This is a genomic window from Streptomyces sp. FXJ1.172 (assembly GCF_001636945.3).
Classification (GTDB): domain Bacteria; phylum Actinomycetota; class Actinomycetes; order Streptomycetales; family Streptomycetaceae; genus Streptomyces.
This window is the reverse complement of record NZ_CP119133.2, coordinates 7635591-7653487: the sequence shown is the minus strand read 5'-3', so window position 1 is coordinate 7653487 and position 17897 is coordinate 7635591. Positions and strand designations below refer to the sequence as shown.

Genomic DNA, 17897 nt, shown 5'->3' with positions numbered 1-17897 from the left:
CATTGTGGACAGTTACTCACGCATGGTGGACGGCGGTCACGGTTCCCGCTCCGACGGTCCTGCCGCCCTCGCGGACGGCGAACCCGAGACCGGGCTCCAGGGGAACCTCCCGCCCCAGCTCGACGGTCATCTCCACCGTCTCGCCGGGCCGGGCCGCGCCCGCCGTACCGAGGTCGACGTCCCCGACGACATCCGCCGTACGGATGTAGAACTGCGGCCGGTACCCGCTGGCGACCGGCGTCCTGCGGCCGCCCTCACGCCCCGGCAGCAGATACACCCGCGCCGAGAACCGCCGGGCCGGCACCACGCTCCCCGGTGCCGCCACGACATGGCCGCGCCGGACGGCGTCCCGGGGCACGCCCCGCAGCAGCACCGCCACGTTGTCCCCGGCCTGGGCCTCCGCCATCGGCTTGCCGAAGGTCTCCAGACCGGTGACGACGGTCTCGACGCCGGCACCGAGCACGGACACCCGGTCCCCCACGCGCAGCGTCCCCCGTTCCACCGCGCCCGTGACGACCGTGCCCCGGCCGGTGATCGTGAGCACGTTCTCCACCGGGAGCAGGAACGGCGCGTCCACATAGCGCTCGGGCATGGGCACGTAGGTGTCCACCGCGTCGAGCAGCGCCTCGATCGACGCGGTCCAGCGCGGGTCGCCCTCCAGCGCCCTGAGTCCGGAGACCCGTACGACCGGCACGGTGTCTCCCGGGTAGCCCTGGGCGGTGAGCAGGTCGCGCACCTCCAGCTCGACCAGGTCGATCAGCTCCTCGTCGTCGGCGCCGTCCGCCTTGTTCAGCGCGACGACGACGTGGTCGACGCCCACCTGCCGGGCGAGCAGCACGTGCTCGGCGGTCTGCGGCATGATCCCGTCGAGCGCGGAGACGACGAGGATCGCCCCGTCGAGCTGCGCGGCACCGGTGACCATGTTCTTGATGTAGTCGGCGTGGCCGGGCATGTCCACGTGGGCGTAGTGCCGGGTGTCGGTCTCGTACTCGACGTGCGCGATGTTGATGGTGATGCCGCGCGCGGCCTCCTCCGGGGCCCGGTCGATGCGGTCGAACGGAACGTACCGGGTGGTGCTGCCACTGCCGTCGCCGCTGCCGTCGCCGCGCTCGGCGAGGACCTTGGTGATGGCGGCGGTCAGGGTGGTCTTGCCGTGGTCGACGTGACCCATGGTGCCGATGTTCAGGTGCGGCTTGGTGCGCACGTAGGCCGTTTTGGACATGGCTGTACCTCGAAGCCTCTCAGCCGTAAGGAGAAATGCGGGACCCCGGGGACCGGCCGACCCTCCCCCTGCGGGGTCCGCCGGACGTTCCGGAGAGGGTCAGCTTCGGGCGCCGTCGACAGCGGCCACGATGTGCGGGACGGCAGCCTTCGGCGCATCCGCGACGGCGGATGCTGCGAGGAGGAAGGCGTACCGGAACATGTCGACGATCATCGCCGACGGCATGTCCGGCGTCGAATGGTTTTCCCGCGGGCGGCACGGTGCCGGCGAGGGCGCCGCGCGGCACCTGCGGCGGGCGCGCCGGGGACGGCCGTGGGACGAACGGTACGGGGGTTGCGCCCCGTTTCGTACGGGCGTTACCTGGAGGTACCGGCGGTGAAGCGGGCGCACTGGGCCACGGCGGTCCGAGGGCCCGCGCCTTCGCGTGCGTCCCTCCGGCAGCGGTCCCTCCTCGCCGTCGGCGTCCGGCGTTCGACGCGGAGGTGACACAGATGAAAGCCGTCGTCTACGAAGAGCCCTTCAGCGTGAAGGTGGAGGATGTCCAGGATCCCCGGATCCAGCACCCCAACGATGTGCTCGTACGGGTCACATCGTCCGCCATATGCGGCTCGGACCTGCACATGTACGAGGGCCGCACGGCGGCCGAGGCGGGCATCGTCTTCGGTCACGAGAACCTCGGCATCATCGAGGAGGTCGGCGACGGCGTGACCTCCCTGTCCGTGGGCGACCGCGTCGTGATGCCCTTCAACGTCGCCTGCGGGTTCTGCAAGAACTGTCTCGCCGGGAAGACCGGCTTCTGCCTGACGGTCAACCCCGGATTCGCCGGCGGGGCCTACGGCTATGTGGCGATGGGTCCCTACAAGGGCGGCCAGGCCGAGCTGCTGCGGGTGCCGTTCGCCGACTTCAACTGCCTGAAGCTGCCCGCGGGCGAGGAGTTCGAGACCGACTTCGTACTGCTCGCCGACATCTTCCCGACCGGCTACCACGGGTGCGAACTCGCCCAGGTGTCCCCGGGCGAGAGCGTGGCCGTCTACGGTGCCGGGCCGGTGGGGCTGATGGCCGCGTACTCTGCGCTGCTGCGCGGTGCCTCGAAGGTGTTCTCGGTGGACCGGGTGCCCGAACGGCTCGCCAAGGCCGAGGAGATCGGCGCCATTCCCATCGACTTCACCAAGGGTGACCCGGCCGGACAGATCAAGGAACAGACGAACGGAGAAGGAACCGACAAGGGCGTGGACGCCGTCGGCTACCAGGCGCAGGCGCACGACGCCAGCCATGAGGAACCCGCGATCGTCCTCAACGAGCTGGTCGAGACGGTCCGGCCCACCGGCATGCTCGGCGTGCCGGGTCTGTACGTGCCGTCCGACCCGGGCGGTCCCGACGATCACGCCAAGCACGGCCAACTGCTGGTCTCCATCGGCAAGATGTTCGAGAAGGGCCAGCAGATGGGCACCGGCCAGTGCAACGTCAAGCGGTACAACCGCCAGCTGCGCGACCTGATCATCGCCGGGCGAGCCAAGCCCAGCTTCGTGGTCTCCCACGAACTGCCGCTGGACCAGGCGCCTTTGGCGTACGAGAAGTTCGACAAGCGCGTCGAGGGCTACACCAAGGTGGTGCTCCACCCCTCTCACGCCCTGGCCGCGTGAGAACCCGGGTCCGGGCACCGAGGCGCCCGGACCCCGTTGCCCGGACACCCCCTGACGGCGATCACACACGCTCTTCGGTTAATGTCACCGGATGCTCGATGCCACCACCCGCTCTGGGGGCACCGTCACGGCCCCTCCCCGGGCCGCCGCCACGGACTTCGCCGTACCCGTGTCGCCGTTGCGGCGCACGGGGTTCGCCGCGCGCTGCAGGCGCGCTGTGCTGTCCCCGTACGCCCGGCTGTCGCTGCTGCTGGCCCTCCTGGCGGCCGCCGGGGCCGGGGTCCTGGTCTTCGAGCCGCAGCGGCTGCTGACGCACGGGTGGCCGCCGCAGCTCGGCGGGGCCGCGGCGGCCGTGGTGTTCGGCGCGGCGTACGGGCTGTGCACCGTGGCGTTCGTGCCGCGGCCGTTGCTCAACCTGGCGGCCGGCGCGCTGTTCGGCTCCCAGCTGGGGCTGGCCACGGCGCTGGCGGGCACGGTACTCGGGGCGGGCGTGGCCTTCGGGCTGGGCCGGGCCCTCGGGCAGGACGCGCTGCGCCCGCTGCTGCGCGGCCGCTGGCTGAAGGCGGCCGACGGACAGCTGAGCCGGCACGGGTTCCGCTCGATGCTGGCGGCACGGCTGTTCCCGGGGGTGCCGTTCTGGGCGGCCAACTACTGCGCGGCCGTCTCCCGCATGGGCTGGTGGCCGTTTCTGCTGGCCACGGCCGTCGGGTCGATCCCGAACACCGCCGCCTACGCGGTCGCCGGCGCCCGCGCCTCCGCGCCGACGTCCCCCGCCTTCCTGATCGCGATGGCCTGCATCGCCGTACCGGCGCTGCTAGGCACGGTGGTGGCCTGGCGGGGACGCCACCACCTGCGCGGCCGGTAGGGGTCAGACCCCCTCCAGGATCATCGCGTTGGCGAGTCCGCCCGCCTCGCACATGGTCTGCAGGCCGAAGCGAGCGCCGCGACTGCGCATCGCGTGGACCAGGGTGGTGGTCAGCCGGGTGCCGCTCGCGCCGAGCGGGTGGCCGAGGGCGATCGCGCCGCCGTGCACATTGACCCGGGCCAGGTCGGCGCCGGTCTCCTGCTGCCAGGCCAGCACCACGCTGGAGAAGGCCTCGTTGACCTCGAAGAGGTCGATGTCGTCGATGCCCAGCCCCGCCCTGCGCAGCACCTTCTCGGTGGCCGGCACGACACCGGTGAGCATCAGCAGCGGGTCGGAGCCGGTGACGGCGAAGCTGTGCAGGCGCGCGAGGGGGCGCAGGCCAAGGCGGGCCGCGGTCTCGCTGGAGGTGATCAGCACGGCGGAGGCGCCGTCGTTGACCGGGCTCGCGTTGCCGGCGGTGACGTTCCACTCGATCTGCGGGAAGCGTTCGGCGAAGCCGGGGTCGTGGTAGGCGGGCTTGAGGCCGGCGAGGATCTCGGGGGTGCTGCCGGGGCGTACGCACTCGTCGCCGGTGACACCGTCCAGCGGGGCGGTCTCGGCGTCGAAGAGACCGTTCTCCCACGCGCGGGCCGCCTTGTGGTGCGAGGAGACCGCGAACTCGTCCATCCGCGCGCGCGTGAGGGACCACTTGGCGGCGATCAGCTCGGCACTGATGCCCTGCGGGACCAGTCCCTCCGGGTAGCGCTCGGCGACGCCCGGGCCGAACGGGTCCTTCCCCGCGGGCACGTTGGACCACATCGGCACCCGGCTCATCGACTCCACCCCGCAGGCGACCACGAGGTCGTAGGCGCCGGAGATGACGCCCTGTGCGGCGAAGTGCACGGCCTGCTGGGAGGAGCCGCACTGGCGGTCCACGGTGGTGGCCGGGACCGACTCGGGAAACCCGGCCGCGAGGACGGCGTACCGGGTGGTGTTCATGGCCTGCTCGCCGACCTGGTCGACGGTGCCGCCGATGACGTCGTCGATGAGCGCGGGGTCGAGGCCGGTGCGTTCGACCAGGGTGCGCAGGGTGTGGGCGAGGAGCTGCACGGGGTGGACGTGGGCGAGGGAGCCGTTCGGCTTGCCCTTGCCGATGGGGGTGCGTACCGCTTCGACGATCACTGCGTCGCGCATGGCGCGGGCCTCCTTGGCCGCCTGGCTGTCCGCGGCGGGGCCACGGCAGCTACTAGTGAGTAGGAAATCCAAACTCACGATAACGCCGTGCATTGGAAAATCAAACCCTCCTTTAGACTGGCCACCATGGCCGCAAGGAAGTCCGCGCAAGACCCGCGCCCCTGCTCGATCGCCGACGCCCTCGCACTGGTCGGCGAGAAGTACTCCCTGCTCGTCCTGCGGGAGGTCTGCCTGGGCAACGGCCGCTTCGACCAGCTCGTGCGCAACATCGGCGCCCCGCGCGACGTCCTGGCCACCCGGCTGCGCCGGCTCGTGGACGCCGGGATCCTCACCAAGCGCGTCTACAGCGAGCGCCCGCAGCGCTTCGAGTACCGGGCCACACCGGCCGGTCTGGAGCTGGAGCCGGTCCTGATGACCCTCAAGGAATGGGGCGACCGCCATCTGCGCAAGGGCGTCGGCCTGCCCATGGTCGTGGAGCACCGCTGCGGGAACGAACTGGTTCCGCTCGTCACCTGCCAGGCCTGCGGCGACGAGGTGCGCCACGAGGACCTGACGGCACACCCCCAGGCCCCGGGCTGGACGATCAAGGGCCCCACGGCCGCCTGACCCTCACCGGAAGTACACCCAGCCCCTGTTCACGGTGACCAACCCCATACGTTCTGCGTAGCCGGGCGGTAGCGCACTGTCAGTGCTTACCCCTAGGCTGTTCGCATGTCCCCCGAATTCCCGACCTCTGGTTCCGTGCGGTCTGCCGCCGAGCTGAACGAGCAGATCCGGGCACTCTGGCTGCGCGCGGGCGGCATCCTGTCGTCCCAAGAGCGCGCAGAGTACGAGCTGTTGGTGGTCGAGTGGGCCGAGGCGATCCGCGGGGAGGTCATCGAGGCGGCCTGAGGAGAGCCGTGTCCCGGCGGCTGGGCGAGCAGATGCGCGAGCGTCTCCTCCGCCACCGGGTACGGCCGCTCCGACGGCAACAGCCGGGCGGCTCGCTCCAGTTCGCCCGCTCGCACCAGAGCGTGGACCTCGGCGGCGAGCGGGGTCACGTCCTCGATGCCCACGATCCACTCGTCCGCGTACCGGGCCGCCGCATCCCCGGCGAGACCGAGCCCGCCCCACTGACGTACCAAGTTGATCTGGCTCCACCGGTATGACGACACAGTTCAGGCGCGGGTCAGGAGGGACTGTGCATCGCATCTCGCGGCGTGCTCGGTAGGGGATGACTTCGTTCCGGACTGGCAAGCGGGTACGTTTGCGCGGTATCGAGCCCGAGGACTGCACGGCGTTCGGTCACCGGGCTCTCAACATCGCGCCGAAAGTCGCCCCGATCGGGCACGTCAGAGGAGCTGGAGCACCTCGGCCAGCGCGCCGGGACGCTGGTCAACGGGCGAGGGATCGACTAGGTGGACCCGGCACCCCAGCGTGGCAGCGCCGACGTCCGCAACAGGCTCGTCTCCCACCATCAGTGCATCGCCGGGCGCCACTCCGAGCTTGTCGCACGCCATCTGGAAGATCCGGGGATCGGGCTTCTTCACCCCGCACTCGAAGGAGAGGAAGTAGGCGTCCACGAGGTCATCGACACCGTGGTCGCGGAAGACACGGCGCATGTCCCAGCCGATGTTACTGACGACAGCGACCGGGATGCCTCGCCCGCGCAGGGCGCGGAGGGTTTCCTCGGTGTCGGGATAAGGCAGCCATGCCCCGGACACTTGGGAACGTTCATACAGGGCCTCGGCCAGGTCAGCCGCAGGCAGCTTCGCTTCCCGGGCAAGGGCTGTGAAGGCAGCCCGGTGTCGTTCGGCGGTCAGATCACGCTCGCGCCACAGTGCCTCCAGATGGGGCGGCACTGTGCGCGGAGGAACCCCTCCGGGCTGAGCCCCGAACTCTTCCAGCCGGCTGACGCACGCGTCGAGTTCACCCTCGGGCACGTCCAGACCGGCCTTCGTTGCCACCGCGCGCAGCCACTGCGCGGCCGATTCGATCCGGAAGAGGGTCCCGGAGAAGTCGAACATCACGCCCTTGATCATGCAGCCGATCCTGGCGGCGCCGACGAACCGGCCGCAAGCCCAAGACGATCAAGATTCACCGGGCGGTCCGCGACCTGAGTCGAGCCGGGTCGGCAACCCTCCACGCACCTGTCGGGGGCGCGCTGGCAGAGGTCCACCGAGGCTTCAAAACCACCGTCAACACCACGCTCACAGTGCCAGACAACCAGCGGTGGGCCGGCCCGGATGCGTTGCGCCGCGTGGAGTGCCGGGCACAGGTTGCGGCGCCTCCTGGGCTGGGTCCGCGCGGCCGCCGTTACCGCGAGGCAGCTTTGAGGTGACTTGTGATCTTCGCCAGAGCATTGTCGGCAGGGTGCCGTTTGATGAGCCCTTCACGACCTGCGGCGCGGAGTTCCACCACCGCGACACCTTCCGGACCTGCGGCCACAACAGCCGTCACAACCGTGGGGTTCAGGCCCCCCATCCCTACGCCGACCATCGCTCGTACGGCGATGCCCCCGTCGTCCCGGGCCTCAGCGCCTATCAGATTCCCCGCGTCGGCCAGGGTGTTGTGGACCAGCTGAGACACTGCCATCACTGCCCCGGACAACTCGACAACAGTGGTACTGACGTCCTTCTTCGTCCATTTGAAGCCTCGCGCGGCTCCACGAGCACCGCCCCGCGCCCCAGCTCTGCCCAATCCGTGAACTCCGGTGGCGGCCCCTCCAGCGGCAGCTCCTATCGATCCGCCCTTCGCACCGAGTTGCATCATCGCGGTGAGCAGAAGCCCGTCCTCACCGGCCTCATCGAACATGCCCGCCTCCTCAGCATCAACAAGCCATCGCTCTACGACCAAAGTCCCCCAGTCCTATCACTGGCCGGCAGGCTCCTCCAGACGCGGCTGCTGCATGTGGCCCGACGGCGGTAGGCCCATCGCCGGCCCGCAGGTCACCTCGCTGACACAGCACTCCGGGGCGGCCGTGCTTGCGGGCACCCGCGTCTGATCCGTGGGGCAATCTGCAGTCATGTCGGCTGCGGGAGTGGGCGCAGCCCCGGGGTCCATACGCGCGGCGCGCAACGCCATGACGAAGGCAGCCTCTCGAGGCGTTGGCGCGGTCCGGCATCACGGTGCAACCGCAACATGTCCCTGGAGTCTGTGGACACGGCTTGATGACCCAGGTCAAGCCGTGCTCACAGACCTTTGCCGGACGGAGCGGCAGCGCTCTGATTTCTCTGCAGACTCCCGAGTGGGTGTCCTGGCCGGCAGGATGGTCAACGTGGAGATCATTCCAGGACAAGGTGGAGATCATTCCAGGACAAGGTGTGGCCCTCGTCAGGATCGGGGATCCACGCTCCCAGGTCGAGGAGCGCGTCGGGTCTCCTTATCACGGCCCAGGCGGACAGCGAGCCGTCTGCACCACCTCACCCACACTGGTGATCACCTACACGGCTAACGAGACGGTCGAACTCGTGGAGATCGGCTACAGCGGCGAAGGCGGCGATGCCGAAGCACACTACGACGGGGTCAACTGACCCATCGCTTTCTGGATGATGTCGTCGCAGACCTCCACACCCTGGGGCACTCAAGCACACCCTCAGACATCGGCCACGACTTCCACGCCGGCTTCTCCGTGTGGTCCATGCATTCGTTGTGGGCGCACGACCTCGACCCGGGGGCCAGCGAGGACGACGAACGCGCGGTCTCCGAAGGAGTCTCGGTCGCGCCGTACAACTACTTCACTGAAGGATGAGGCCGGGAAGTAGCGGGCCTGCCCGGAGAGCGAACGCCGTCCGGTGCCAGCCCTCTCCCAGCTCAGCCGGTGTGCCGGTCCGTGGAGAGTAGCCACTGCCAGCGTTGACGTTCCGTGACGAGGGTGGCGGCCACGAGGAGAGACACGAGGACTGCCGCATAGATGGGCCACGCCAACCATGCGGCGATCGCGGCAGCAGCGAGCTGAAGCAGCACGAGCAGGATCGTGACCGTACCCGGAACAGGGATGATCACCTGCGCCTTGTCTCCCGGAGTGGAGAAGACGGTCGGGAGGCCGATCAGTACCACCACCGCCAAGACGGCAAGCAGCCATGAGTACTTGGACAAGGCCCAGGGACTGGCCACCCAGGCGACGAGTTCCGCAGCGAAGCGCAGAACGGATGCGATGCGGTCGTCCGGTCTCTCCAAGTTCGCCCCCACAAGCTGTGTCGACCATCAGCGGAGGATCTTACGACCACGGATGGGGCTGTGAACGCGCCTTGGTGATCCAGGTCAAGCCGCGTTCATAATCCATTTGTCGGGCTCGGCCGGGTTCAGACCGTCCTGCGTGTCCACAGAGACAGATCGCTGCTCGTCGCTACGGCAAGGGTCTGCCCGGAGGGCGAGAAGCCAGCGGCACGTAGCTCGGAGTAGTGGGAGTGGAAGATGTGCCACCAGCGCTCCCCGTACGGACCGGAGTGCGGCAATCCGCCGTCGCGGGAGAGCAAGACACGCTCGTTCGGCCAGGACGGAGCAACGACCTCCAGCTTCCAACCGTCTCCGCTCGTGGTGTGCAGTCCTCCTCCGAAAAGCCCGGCGATGCGCACCCTGCTTCCGGCGACCGGTCCCAATCCAGGACACCACAGAGCGGGATCCACGTCGCGGCTGTCGTCCTCGGGATCAGGGTCACGATCCCGCGCGATCTTCTCTCCCGTGACGGCGTCGAAGAGACCGTGACCGTCGTGCGAGACGACCATCACCAAGTCCTGGCCGGTGCCAGGGTGCGAGGCGAAGCCGATACCGAGAAGTCCGCCGACCGGGGCGTATGCGATGCGCTGCCAGGGCTCGGGCGCCGGCACTACCGGGGCCGCAAGGAGCCTTTGCCGCATCGCCTGCTGGTACGGGGAAAGCTCCGCCTCAGGACCTGGCTGCTCGACCGAAGGTGCGTTCTTCGTCCACTTCGTCATGCGGCCATGATCCAGACTTCGGCGGGTTCACCCAACAGCGTTGATGCAGACCAGGGGGCAGCAACCTGTCCCTGGAGTCTGTGAACGCGGCTTGATGACCCAGGTCATCCGGTCCCGCTTCCAGGTGGCCGGAAAGCGGCCGGCTGCGGCCGCCGGGCGGCCGATCTCCGGGCGGTAGGCCTGGTAGACGGTGACCGTGGAGTCCGTGTGGCGGGCGCGGATGCGGAACTTCGGCTCGGACGCCACGGATTCGTCGTCGGACTGATCGTTCATGGGAACAGGTTCGGCCGTGCGCGGCGTCAACACCACCGAATAACCCGGCACACCCCCTTGGCTCTTCACCCGTCATGCCCAACACTGTGCCGATGACGCAGCGTGCGGAGCTGGCGACCGTGATCGACCGACTGGCCGTCGACGAGGTGATCACCGCGTACGCCGTGGCGGTGGACGACGGCGACTGGACGGCGTACCGACGGCTGTACACGGCGGACGGCTGGGCCGACTACCGCTCGGCCGGCGGCATCGAGGGCGACGCCGTCGCGATCGCCGACTGGCTCGCCGGGAACCTGGCCCTGTTCACCATGCGCCAGCACCTGATCGTGAACCGCCGGATCCGCTTCGGCCTCCTGGACCACGACACGGGAGACACCGCCCGGGTGCAGGCCGACTACCTCAATCCGATGCGCTTCGCGACCGACACCACCCCCACGGCACCGGACCTGGTCTGCGGCGGCCGCTACGACTTCGCGCTGCTGCGGACGACGGAGGGCTGGCGGCTGCGCGAGGTGATCGTGCGGGAGAAATGGCGCAGCCTTGCGGCCACGGGAGCTGCGACTCCCTAAACGCACGCGTGGAACCACGCGCCCTGTCCTAGATCGCTCCCGAAGCGCACACTGGACGTAAGTGCTGGGTAGGGAGGGTCCACATGAGGACGATCGACCACTGGCTCACCTCCCCCTGGCGGCGCTCGGCCGTGTGTGCCGTCGCCGGTGCCCTGCCGGTGCTGGCTTTCCCGACGCCCTCGCTCTGGTGGTTCGCCTACGTCGCTCTGGTCCCCTGGATCCTGCTGGCCCGCTCGGCGCCGACCGGACGGCGGGCGGCGTACGACGGCTGGAGCGGCGGTTTCGGCTTCCTGGTGGCCGTGCACCACTGGCTGCTGCCGAGCCTGCACGTGTTCATCTTCCTGATCGCCGCCCTGCTGGGCGCGCTCTGGGCGCCCTGGGGCTGGCTGGTGCGCCGTTTCCTCGGCGGGCGGCCCGCGCCGGGCCGGGGTGCGGCCGCGCTGCTCGTGCTGCCGTCGGCCTGGCTGGTGGTGGAGCTGGTGCGGTCCTGGCAGGGCCTCGGCGGGCCGTGGGGCATGCTGGGCGCCAGCCAGTGGCAGGTCTCCCCCGCGCTGCGGCTGGCCTCGGTCGGCGGGGTGTGGCTGCTCAGCTTCCTGATCGTGGCCGTGAACGTGGCGGCGGCCGTGCTGGTGTCGGTGCGCGAGTCGCGCGTGCCGGCGGTGGCCTCGCTGGTCGTCACGGCCGCCGCGACCTCGGCCGCGTGGGCGTGGGCACCGCGCCCGGAAATGGACGGGCGGGTGCGGATAGCCGTCGTACAGCCGGGGATCATGGACGGCGGCGAGAAGCGGTTCGACCGCGAGGAGCAGCTGACCCGGCAGCTCGCCGGTCAGCACGTCGACCTGGTCGTATGGGGCGAGTCCAGCGTCGGTTTCGACCTGGGCGACCGGCCCGACCTGGCCCGCCGGATCACCGCGCTGTCCCGGACGGTCGGCGCCGATGTGCTGGTCAATGTGGACGCCCGCCGCTCCGACCGGCCCGGCATCTACAAGAGTTCCGTGCTGATCGGCCCGGACGGCCTGACGGGCGACCGGTACGACAAGATGCGGCTCGTGCCGTTCGGCGAGTACATACCGGCCCGCTCGCTCCTCGGCTGGGCCACCTCGGTCGGCAAGGCGGCCGGCGAGGACCGCAGGCGCGGCACCGAGCAGGTCGTGATGAACGCCGGGCACGGGCTGCGGATCGGCCCGCTGATCTGCTTCGAGACGGCGTTCCCGGACATGAGCCGGCATCTGACGGAGAGCGGCGCCGATGTCCTCCTCGGCCAGTCCGCCACGTCCACCTTCCAGGACAGCTGGGCGCCGCAGCAGCACGCCTCGCTGGGCGCGCTGCGGGCCGCCGAGACCGGCCGCCCGATGGTGCACGCCACCCTCACCGGCGTCTCCGCCGTGTACGGCCCGGGCGGGCAGCGGCTCGGGCCCTGGCTCGGCACGGACGCGAGCGCCGCCCGCGTGTACGACGTACCGCTCGCGCACGGCATCACGCCGTACGTCCGCTACGGCGACTGGCCGGTGTACGGCGCGCTGCTGGTGCTGGCCGTGCTGTGCGGGACCGAGGGGGTGCGGACGCTCAGGCTGCGCCGGAGCGGTCCCGCACCGCTCGGACCACCCGCTCGCACAGTTCATGGGTCGTGAGCGCGTCCCGGGCGCTGAGCACCTTTCCGGCCCGCACGGCGTCGAGGAAGGCGAGGACCGCCTGCTCGATGCCGCGCTGGCGGGCCACCGGCACCCAGTCGCCGCGCCGGCGCACGGTGGGCTGGCCCTTGTGGTCGATCACCTCGGCGAGGTTGAGCACCTAGCGCTTGGTGTCCTGCCCGGAGACCTCCAGGATCTCCTCGGTGGAGCCGCTGAGCCGGTTCATCACACCGAGCGCGGTGAAGCCGTCCCCGGCGAGCTGGAGCACGACATGGTGCAGCAGGCCGCCCTCGGTGCGGGCGCGCACGGTCACGTCGTCGACCGGGCCCGGCACCAGGAACCGCAGGGTGTCGACGACGTGGATGAAGTCGTCCAGGATCATCGTGCGCGGCTGCTCGGGCAGCCCGATCCGGTTCTTCTGCATGAGGATCAGCTCGCGCGGATGGTCCAGGCACAGGGCGTACCCGGGGGCGTACCGCCGGTTGAAGCCCACGAAGAGGCAGACCCCGCGCTCCTCGGCGAGGCCCACCAGCCGTTCGGAGTCGGCGAGTTCGTAGGCGAGCGGCTTGTCGACGTACGTCGGCACGCCGGCCTGGAGCAGCCGGGTGACGATCTCGGGATGGACGGCGGTCGGCGCGTGCACGAAGGCCGCGTCGAGACCGGCGGCGAGCAGCGAGTCGAGCGTGGTGTGCCGTCGCCCGGCAGGCAGATGCAGGCTGTCCGCGACGCGCTCGAGGGTGGCGGGGGTCCGGGTCTGCAGGTGGAGGTCGATCCCCGGCTGCGTGGCCAGCACCGGCAGGTATGCCTTCTGCGCGATGTCCCCGAGTCCGATGCAGCCGACCTTCACGTACGCTCCCCTGTCGCTGGCCTGTGTGTGCCTCCTCGGCAGCATACGGGGGCCGCCGGTGGGCCGGTGCCGGCCGGTTTCCGGCGACGCCGGTTCCGGGTGAGGATACGGGCATGACAACGGAACGCCGAGAGCCCGCCCAGACCGCCGGTGAACGCGCCATGCTGGAAGGCTGGCTGGACTACCACCGCCGGACACTCGCCTGGAAGTGCGAGGACCTGACCGACGAGCAGCTGCGCACCGCGTCGGTGCCGCCCTCCGAGCTGTCCCTCATGGGGCTGGTGCGGCACATGGCGGAGGTGGAGCGGGGCTGGTTCCGCAAGGTGCTGGTGGGCGACGACCCCGGGCTGGTCTACTGCACCGAGGAGGACCAGGACGGTGATTTCCATGTCACCGAGGCCGACAACTGGCAGGAGGCGTACGCGACCTGGCAGGCGGAGATAGAGATCGCGCGGCGGAACGCGGCCGGCTTCGGACTGGACGATCTGTCCCGGGGGAAGAGCAGGTTCACGGACACACCGTTCAACCTGCGCTGGATCTACACCCACATGATCGAGGAGTACGCCCGGCACAACGGCCACGCGGACCTGATCCGCGAGCGGATCGACGGTGCCGCCGGCGACTGATCGTCACCCCCGCTCCCGCGGAGCCCTCCGTACGGGGAACGAGATCACCCGTGCGGGGGCATCAACCTCCGCTCCCTGGTGCCAACCGGGCCGCCGACCCAGCAGAGTTGCCCGGGTGCATCGAACGACGACCACCGCAGCGCTCCTGGTCACCGTGGCCGTCTCGGCCCTCTCCGGCTGTGTGACGGTACAGCGCCCGGCAGTACCCGCCCCGCCGCAGGACACGGCCTCCGCGCTGCCGTCGGCCCCCCGCCCGGACGGCAGCGCGGAACCCCGGGTGGTCCAGGCGCCGGCCGAGCAGGCCCTGGAGATGGCCGGCCCGCCGCGGAATTCCGAGCACCCGGCGCCGTCCGCCTCACACCATCCGGTCGGGGCCCCGCCGGTCGCGAACCGCCCGCGGGCTGCCGCGCCCGCTCGTCCGCATCACCGCAGCGAGCCCCACCCCCGGCGCTCGCACACCGACGTCCCGGGCGTGTCGGACCCGGTCCCGCAGGCTCCGGACATCTGTGCCCTCGGCAGGAAGTACGGCGGCTGGCGGGGAGACAGCCCGGAGTCGGAGATCTGCGAACAGACCTACAGCCGCTGAGGCCCTGGCCGGGCGAAGTCGGGAAGCCGCGGATTCATCGGCGCTCGGCCCCTGCTCGCCGGCCCGGAAGGGCACCGCTCGGCCCGGGCCGCGGGCGAGGCCGGCCCCGAGGCGCCTTCCTCGGCGCGGTCCCGCCGTCCCGGGCGGCTCGGCAGCGGCACGGAAGCGACGCGGCCCGCCGGCAGCGGCGGCCACCGCGTCCTGCTGGTCCGCCCCGGCCCCGGGTTCACCCGGCGTACCCGGCACGCCGCCGCGGGCACCACCGCGGACCTGGCCGAGGCCCCGACAGGCCCTTGTGCCGCCCGGCCCGGTCGGGGCAGGACCACTGCCTAGTGCCCCGGCAGGCAACGTTTGCCCGTCAAGGAGCGGCGTCCGGTGCGTGCTCTCGGTGTGCCGGCCGGATGCCCTCGTACTGGACGTACTTGGGCTTCCGGGCGGTGCGGCGCGAGGGCGTGCCGGGCGTCGCGACGGGGCGAACGTTGCCTGTCGGGGCACTAGTCCCCGAGCCGCAATTCCAGTCGCCTGATGGCGGCACGCACGCCATCGCCGTAGGGGTCGTCGGACAGGGCGCCCGCGGCCCGGCGCGCGCGCCGCACATGACTGCGTGCGGCCTCCTCACGGCCGAGCTTCACGTAATCGGCGGCCAGATTGAGATGCAGGGACGGAAAGAAGCCGCGCACCCCCGAGGGGGCACCGCCCGGCCCGTCGGCGAGTTCCTCCGCAGCCGACAACGCCCTGAGGTCCCAGGCGAGTTCGTCCCCCGGATCGTCCTGGGTGTCGGCGAGATAGTGGGCCAGCGTGCAGCGGTGGACCGGGTCGCCGTCCTCGCCGATCTCCGCCCACAGGTCGAGGAAGCGGCTGCGGGCCTCCTCGCGGTCGCCGCCGTGGTGCAGCATGACGACCTTCCCGATCCGCGTCAGCACGTCATCCGGTGCCGCCTGCTCCTGCCGCTCCGCCACCGCGTCCTCCGGGTACTGGTCGACTGTCCACTGCCGACGCTAACCGGCGGCACCCGCAATCCCGGTCAGGCGGCCCCGTACGAAACGGGGCCGCCGCGGCCGGTCAGCCCAGGTTCGGGATCGTCCAGTCCACGGCCTTGTGGCCCTGGGCCGCGATCGCCTCGTTGATCTGGGTGAACGGGCGGGAACCGAAGAACTTCTTCGCGGACAGCGGCGAGGGGTGCGCACCCTTGACCACCACGTGCCGGGTCTCGTCGATCAGCGGCAGCTTCTTCTGGGCGTAGTTGCCCCACAGGACGAACACCGCCGGGTCGGGCCGGTCATTGACCGCGCGGATGACCGCGTCCGTGAACTTCTCCCAGCCCTTGCCCTTGTGCGAGTTGGGCTCGCCGGACCGGACGGTGAGGACCGCGTTGAGCAGCAGCACGCCCTGCTCGGCCCACGGCATCAGGTAGCCGTTGTCCGGGATCGGCAGGCCCAGCTCCGCCTGCATCTCCTTGTAGATGTTCCGCAGCGAAGGCGGGGTCTTCACGCCCGGGCGGACCGAGAAGCACAGGCCGTGGCCCTGGCCCTCGCCGTGGTACGGGTCCTGGCCCAGGATGAGGACCTTTACCTTGTCGTACGGCGTGGCGTCCAGCGCGGCGAAGACCTCCTCGCGCGGCGGATAGACGGGACCCTTCGCCCGCTCCTCCTCGACGAACTCGGTCAGCTCCTTGAAGTAGGGCTGCTGCAGCTCGTCACCCAGAATCCCGCGCCAGGACTCGGGCAGCATGGCGGTGTCGGTCACGTCAACGTCCTTACAGTGTCGATCGGCTACGGCGTGCGGTCACTTCCAGGCTTCAGAACCTACAGGCGACCACTGACAACCGGCACATGAAGCGGCGTTCACCAGCTGGTCTTGCGGTGCAGCATCCACATCATCATGATCGTCGACGGGTCCAGGGCCTGCTCGCCGCCGGAGACGTCCTCGCTGGCGGCGACGAACTGCCGGCCCTGCCACAGCGGGATCAGCCGGGCGTCGTTCACCAGGATCTGCTGGGCCTGCTCCATGTCCTTGACCGTGCGGGCGCGGTCGCTCTCGGCGCGCGAGTGCGGCAGCAGCTGGCCGGTGATCTCCTTGGACGGGTAGGGCGTGCCGAGGGCGTTGTGGTCGCCGACGAACGGGGCGATGAAGTTGTCCGCGTCGGGGAAGTCCGGGAACCAGCCACGGCCGAACACCGGGTACTCGCCCTTCTGGTAGCCGACCACGTAGGTCTTCCAGGGGCGGCCCTCGAGCGTGATGCTGAACAGCCCGGAGGCCTCCAGCTGCCGCTTCAGCTCCTGGAACATCTGGGCCGTCTCGGAGCCGTAGCGGTCGGTGGTGTACCAGAGCGTGAGCGGGACGCGCTGGTGGATGCCCGCGTCGGAGAGGATCTTGCGGGCCTTGGGGACGCTGGGGTCGCCGAAGTCGTCGAAGAAGCCGGTGGTGTGGCCGGTCAGGCCCTTGGGGACCATCGAGTACAGCGGGTCGACGGTGTCCTTGTAGACCTTGTGCGCGATGGCGCCCCGGTCGACGATCTGGGCGACGGCCTTGCGTACGGCGGGCTCCTTGGCCCAGGGGTCCTTGGGGTTGAACACCAGGTAGCTGATGTCGGTGCCGGCGCCGTCGACCAGTTGCAGGTTGCTGTCGCCGTGCTGCTGGAGGGCGAGGATGTCGTCGGCGGCGAGGCCGCGGTAGGTGACGTCGATCTGCTTGGCGCGCAGCGCCTTGACCATGTCCGCCGAGTCCTGGAAGTAGCGGATGGTCACCGCGTCGTTCTGCCGCTGGGCGAAGCCGCGGTAGTTCCCGTTGCCGACGAGGACGGCCTGCTTGCCCTCCTCGTAGGACTGGAGCCGGTACGGCCCGGAGCCGTGGACCTCGCCGTCCTTGCGCAGGGAGCGCGCCGGGTAGTCGTTCGGGTCGACGATCGACATGGCCGGGGTGGCGAGCACGAAGGGGAAGGTGGCGTCGGGCTGGTTGAGGTGGAAGACGACCTCGCGGTCGCCGACCGCCTGCACCCGGTCCAGGCTGCCGAGCAGTCCGGCGGGACCGCCCGGGGCGTCGATCGTGCGGATGCGGTCGATGGAGTACTTGACGGTGCTCGCGGTCAGCGGGTCGCCGTCACCGAACTTCAGGCCCGCGCGCAGTTCACAGCGGAAGGTGCGGCTGGTGGAGTCGGTGAAGGAGCAGCTCTGGGCGGCGTCGGGCTGCGGGGTGGTGGCGCCGTTCGGGTAGGCGAGGAGCGTCTGGTAGATGTTCCGGTACAGCTCCCAGGAGCCGTCCCAGGCGCCGGCCGGGTCGAGGGTGCTGGGCGCGCTGGTGGTCCCGACGACGATGGGCCGCTTGCCGCCGCTGCTGCCGTCGGACAGCAGGCCGCATCCGGCCATCAGGGACAGGGACGCGATCGCCGCGACTGGCCGCAGGAATCGGTTCCGGTTGAACACGCGCACGCTCCTCGATCCGCCGTACCAAGGGTCGGCAGACCATACCGCAGCGTTCGATCCTCTGAACCACCCCTGGAACAAGGGTTCTTGATCGTTCAGGCGATGACGACGTTGTCAGTTCGCT

At 70.3% G+C, this 17897-nt stretch carries 19 protein-coding genes and 3 pseudogenes; 9 read left to right on the top strand and 13 right to left on the bottom strand.

Features of this window, described 5'->3' with window-relative positions:
- Positions 1-16 precede the first annotated feature (16 nt).
- Both tuf and A6P39_RS34490 read right to left on the bottom strand, forming a co-directional pair.
- A complete protein-coding gene (tuf, locus tag A6P39_RS34495; protein ID WP_067049447.1) occupies positions 17-1222 on the bottom strand; it encodes an elongation factor Tu in 1206 nt (401 codons plus the stop codon).
- A gap of 99 nt (positions 1223-1321) precedes the next feature.
- A complete protein-coding gene (locus tag A6P39_RS34490) occupies positions 1322-1447 on the bottom strand; it encodes a hypothetical protein (RefSeq protein WP_267893344.1) in 126 nt (41 codons plus the stop codon).
- A gap of 266 nt (positions 1448-1713) precedes the next feature.
- On the opposite strand from A6P39_RS34490, the gene A6P39_RS34485 reads away from it, so the two are divergent.
- Together A6P39_RS34485 and A6P39_RS34480 are read left to right on the top strand one after the other, a co-directional pair.
- Positions 1714-2865 carry a glutathione-independent formaldehyde dehydrogenase gene (locus tag A6P39_RS34485; protein WP_067049445.1) on the top strand — a complete coding sequence of 384 codons (1152 nt, stop codon included), beginning with the start codon at positions 1714-1716 and terminating at the stop codon, positions 2863-2865.
- Between the two features lie 91 nt (positions 2866-2956).
- Positions 2957-3730 carry a TVP38/TMEM64 family protein gene (locus tag A6P39_RS34480; RefSeq protein WP_067049443.1) on the top strand — a complete coding sequence of 258 codons (774 nt, stop codon included), beginning with the start codon at positions 2957-2959 and terminating at the stop codon, positions 3728-3730.
- Positions 3731-3733: 3 nt separating this feature from the next.
- Here the strand turns inward: A6P39_RS34480 and A6P39_RS34475 are convergent, their stop codons facing one another.
- The gene (locus A6P39_RS34475) at positions 3734-4903 is read right to left on the bottom strand and encodes a thiolase family protein (RefSeq protein ID WP_067049440.1); all 1170 of its coding nucleotides are present in this window, start codon (positions 4901-4903) and stop codon (positions 3734-3736) included.
- 126 nt (positions 4904-5029) lie between these two features.
- Here A6P39_RS34475 and A6P39_RS34470 point away from each other — a divergent pair, with 126 nt between their 5' ends.
- Together A6P39_RS34470 and A6P39_RS34465 are read left to right on the top strand one after the other, a co-directional pair.
- Positions 5030-5509: a winged helix-turn-helix transcriptional regulator gene (locus A6P39_RS34470; RefSeq protein WP_067049437.1), complete on the top strand. Its 480-nt coding sequence runs from the start codon at positions 5030-5032 to the stop codon at positions 5507-5509.
- Positions 5510-5614: 105 nt separating this feature from the next.
- Complete coding sequence (locus A6P39_RS34465) at positions 5615-5794, top strand: hypothetical protein (protein WP_079133535.1); 180 nt, start codon at positions 5615-5617, stop codon at positions 5792-5794.
- A gap of 23 nt (positions 5795-5817) precedes the next feature.
- Here A6P39_RS34465 and A6P39_RS34460 read toward each other — a convergent pair.
- The 3 genes and pseudogenes from A6P39_RS34460 to A6P39_RS34450 all read right to left on the bottom strand — a co-directional run.
- Positions 5818-6006 (bottom strand): annotated as a pseudogene (locus A6P39_RS34460) (DUF4291 family protein); the annotation flags it as partial.
- A 228-nt stretch (positions 6007-6234) separates the two neighbouring features.
- On the bottom strand, positions 6235-6924 hold the full coding sequence (locus A6P39_RS34455; RefSeq protein ID WP_067049430.1) for an HAD family hydrolase: 690 nt from the start codon (positions 6922-6924) through the stop codon (positions 6235-6237).
- A 274-nt stretch (positions 6925-7198) separates the two neighbouring features.
- Positions 7199-7696 carry a hypothetical protein gene (locus A6P39_RS34450; protein WP_159396109.1) on the bottom strand — a complete coding sequence of 166 codons (498 nt, stop codon included), beginning with the start codon at positions 7694-7696 and terminating at the stop codon, positions 7199-7201.
- 356 nt (positions 7697-8052) lie between these two features.
- Between A6P39_RS34450 and A6P39_RS34445 the strand changes: the two genes are divergently transcribed.
- Positions 8053-8415: a hypothetical protein gene (locus A6P39_RS34445; protein ID WP_199840869.1), complete on the top strand. Its 363-nt coding sequence runs from the start codon at positions 8053-8055 to the stop codon at positions 8413-8415.
- Between the two features lie 280 nt (positions 8416-8695).
- Here the strand turns inward: A6P39_RS34445 and A6P39_RS34440 are convergent, their stop codons facing one another.
- The 3 genes and pseudogenes from A6P39_RS34440 to A6P39_RS34430 form a co-directional block, all read right to left on the bottom strand.
- Complete coding sequence (locus A6P39_RS34440) at positions 8696-9061, bottom strand: hypothetical protein (protein WP_079133534.1); 366 nt, start codon at positions 9059-9061, stop codon at positions 8696-8698.
- A 125-nt stretch (positions 9062-9186) separates the two neighbouring features.
- Entirely contained in the window at positions 9187-9819 is a 633-nt protein-coding gene (locus A6P39_RS34435; protein WP_067049425.1) for a hypothetical protein, read from the bottom strand.
- Between the two features lie 87 nt (positions 9820-9906).
- A pseudogene (locus A6P39_RS34430) lies at positions 9907-10092 on the bottom strand (DUF4291 family protein); the annotation flags it as partial.
- A gap of 92 nt (positions 10093-10184) precedes the next feature.
- Here A6P39_RS34430 and A6P39_RS34425 point away from each other — a divergent pair.
- Positions 10185-10661 carry a nuclear transport factor 2 family protein gene (locus tag A6P39_RS34425; protein ID WP_067049418.1) on the top strand — a complete coding sequence of 159 codons (477 nt, stop codon included), beginning with the start codon at positions 10185-10187 and terminating at the stop codon, positions 10659-10661.
- Between the two features lie 83 nt (positions 10662-10744).
- Positions 10745-12292: an apolipoprotein N-acyltransferase gene (gene lnt, locus A6P39_RS34420; protein ID WP_067049412.1), complete on the top strand. Its 1548-nt coding sequence runs from the start codon at positions 10745-10747 to the stop codon at positions 12290-12292.
- On the opposite strand, the pseudogene A6P39_RS34415 reads toward lnt, so the two are convergent.
- Positions 12228-13139: pseudogene (locus A6P39_RS34415) on the bottom strand (Gfo/Idh/MocA family protein). The gene lnt and the pseudogene A6P39_RS34415 overlap by 65 nt on opposite strands.
- 113 nt (positions 13140-13252) lie before the next feature.
- Here A6P39_RS34415 and A6P39_RS34410 point away from each other — a divergent pair.
- Positions 13253-13765: a DinB family protein gene (locus A6P39_RS34410; protein WP_067049409.1), complete on the top strand. Its 513-nt coding sequence runs from the start codon at positions 13253-13255 to the stop codon at positions 13763-13765.
- 115 nt (positions 13766-13880) lie between these two features.
- Complete coding sequence (locus A6P39_RS34405; protein WP_067049406.1) at positions 13881-14351, top strand: hypothetical protein; 471 nt, start codon at positions 13881-13883, stop codon at positions 14349-14351.
- 494 nt (positions 14352-14845) lie between these two features.
- Here A6P39_RS34405 and A6P39_RS34400 read toward each other — a convergent pair whose 3' ends face one another.
- The 3 genes from A6P39_RS34400 to A6P39_RS34390 all read right to left on the bottom strand — a co-directional run bounded on the left by A6P39_RS34400 (position 14846) and on the right by A6P39_RS34390 (position 17773).
- Complete coding sequence (locus A6P39_RS34400) at positions 14846-15310, bottom strand: tetratricopeptide repeat protein (protein ID WP_067049402.1); 465 nt, start codon at positions 15308-15310, stop codon at positions 14846-14848.
- Positions 15311-15413: 103 nt separating this feature from the next.
- A complete protein-coding gene (locus A6P39_RS34395) occupies positions 15414-16097 on the bottom strand; it encodes a uracil-DNA glycosylase (protein ID WP_067049399.1) in 684 nt (227 codons plus the stop codon).
- Between the two features lie 98 nt (positions 16098-16195).
- Complete coding sequence (locus A6P39_RS34390; protein WP_067049395.1) at positions 16196-17773, bottom strand: ABC transporter substrate-binding protein; 1578 nt, start codon at positions 17771-17773, stop codon at positions 16196-16198.
- Positions 17774-17897 lie beyond the last annotated feature (124 nt).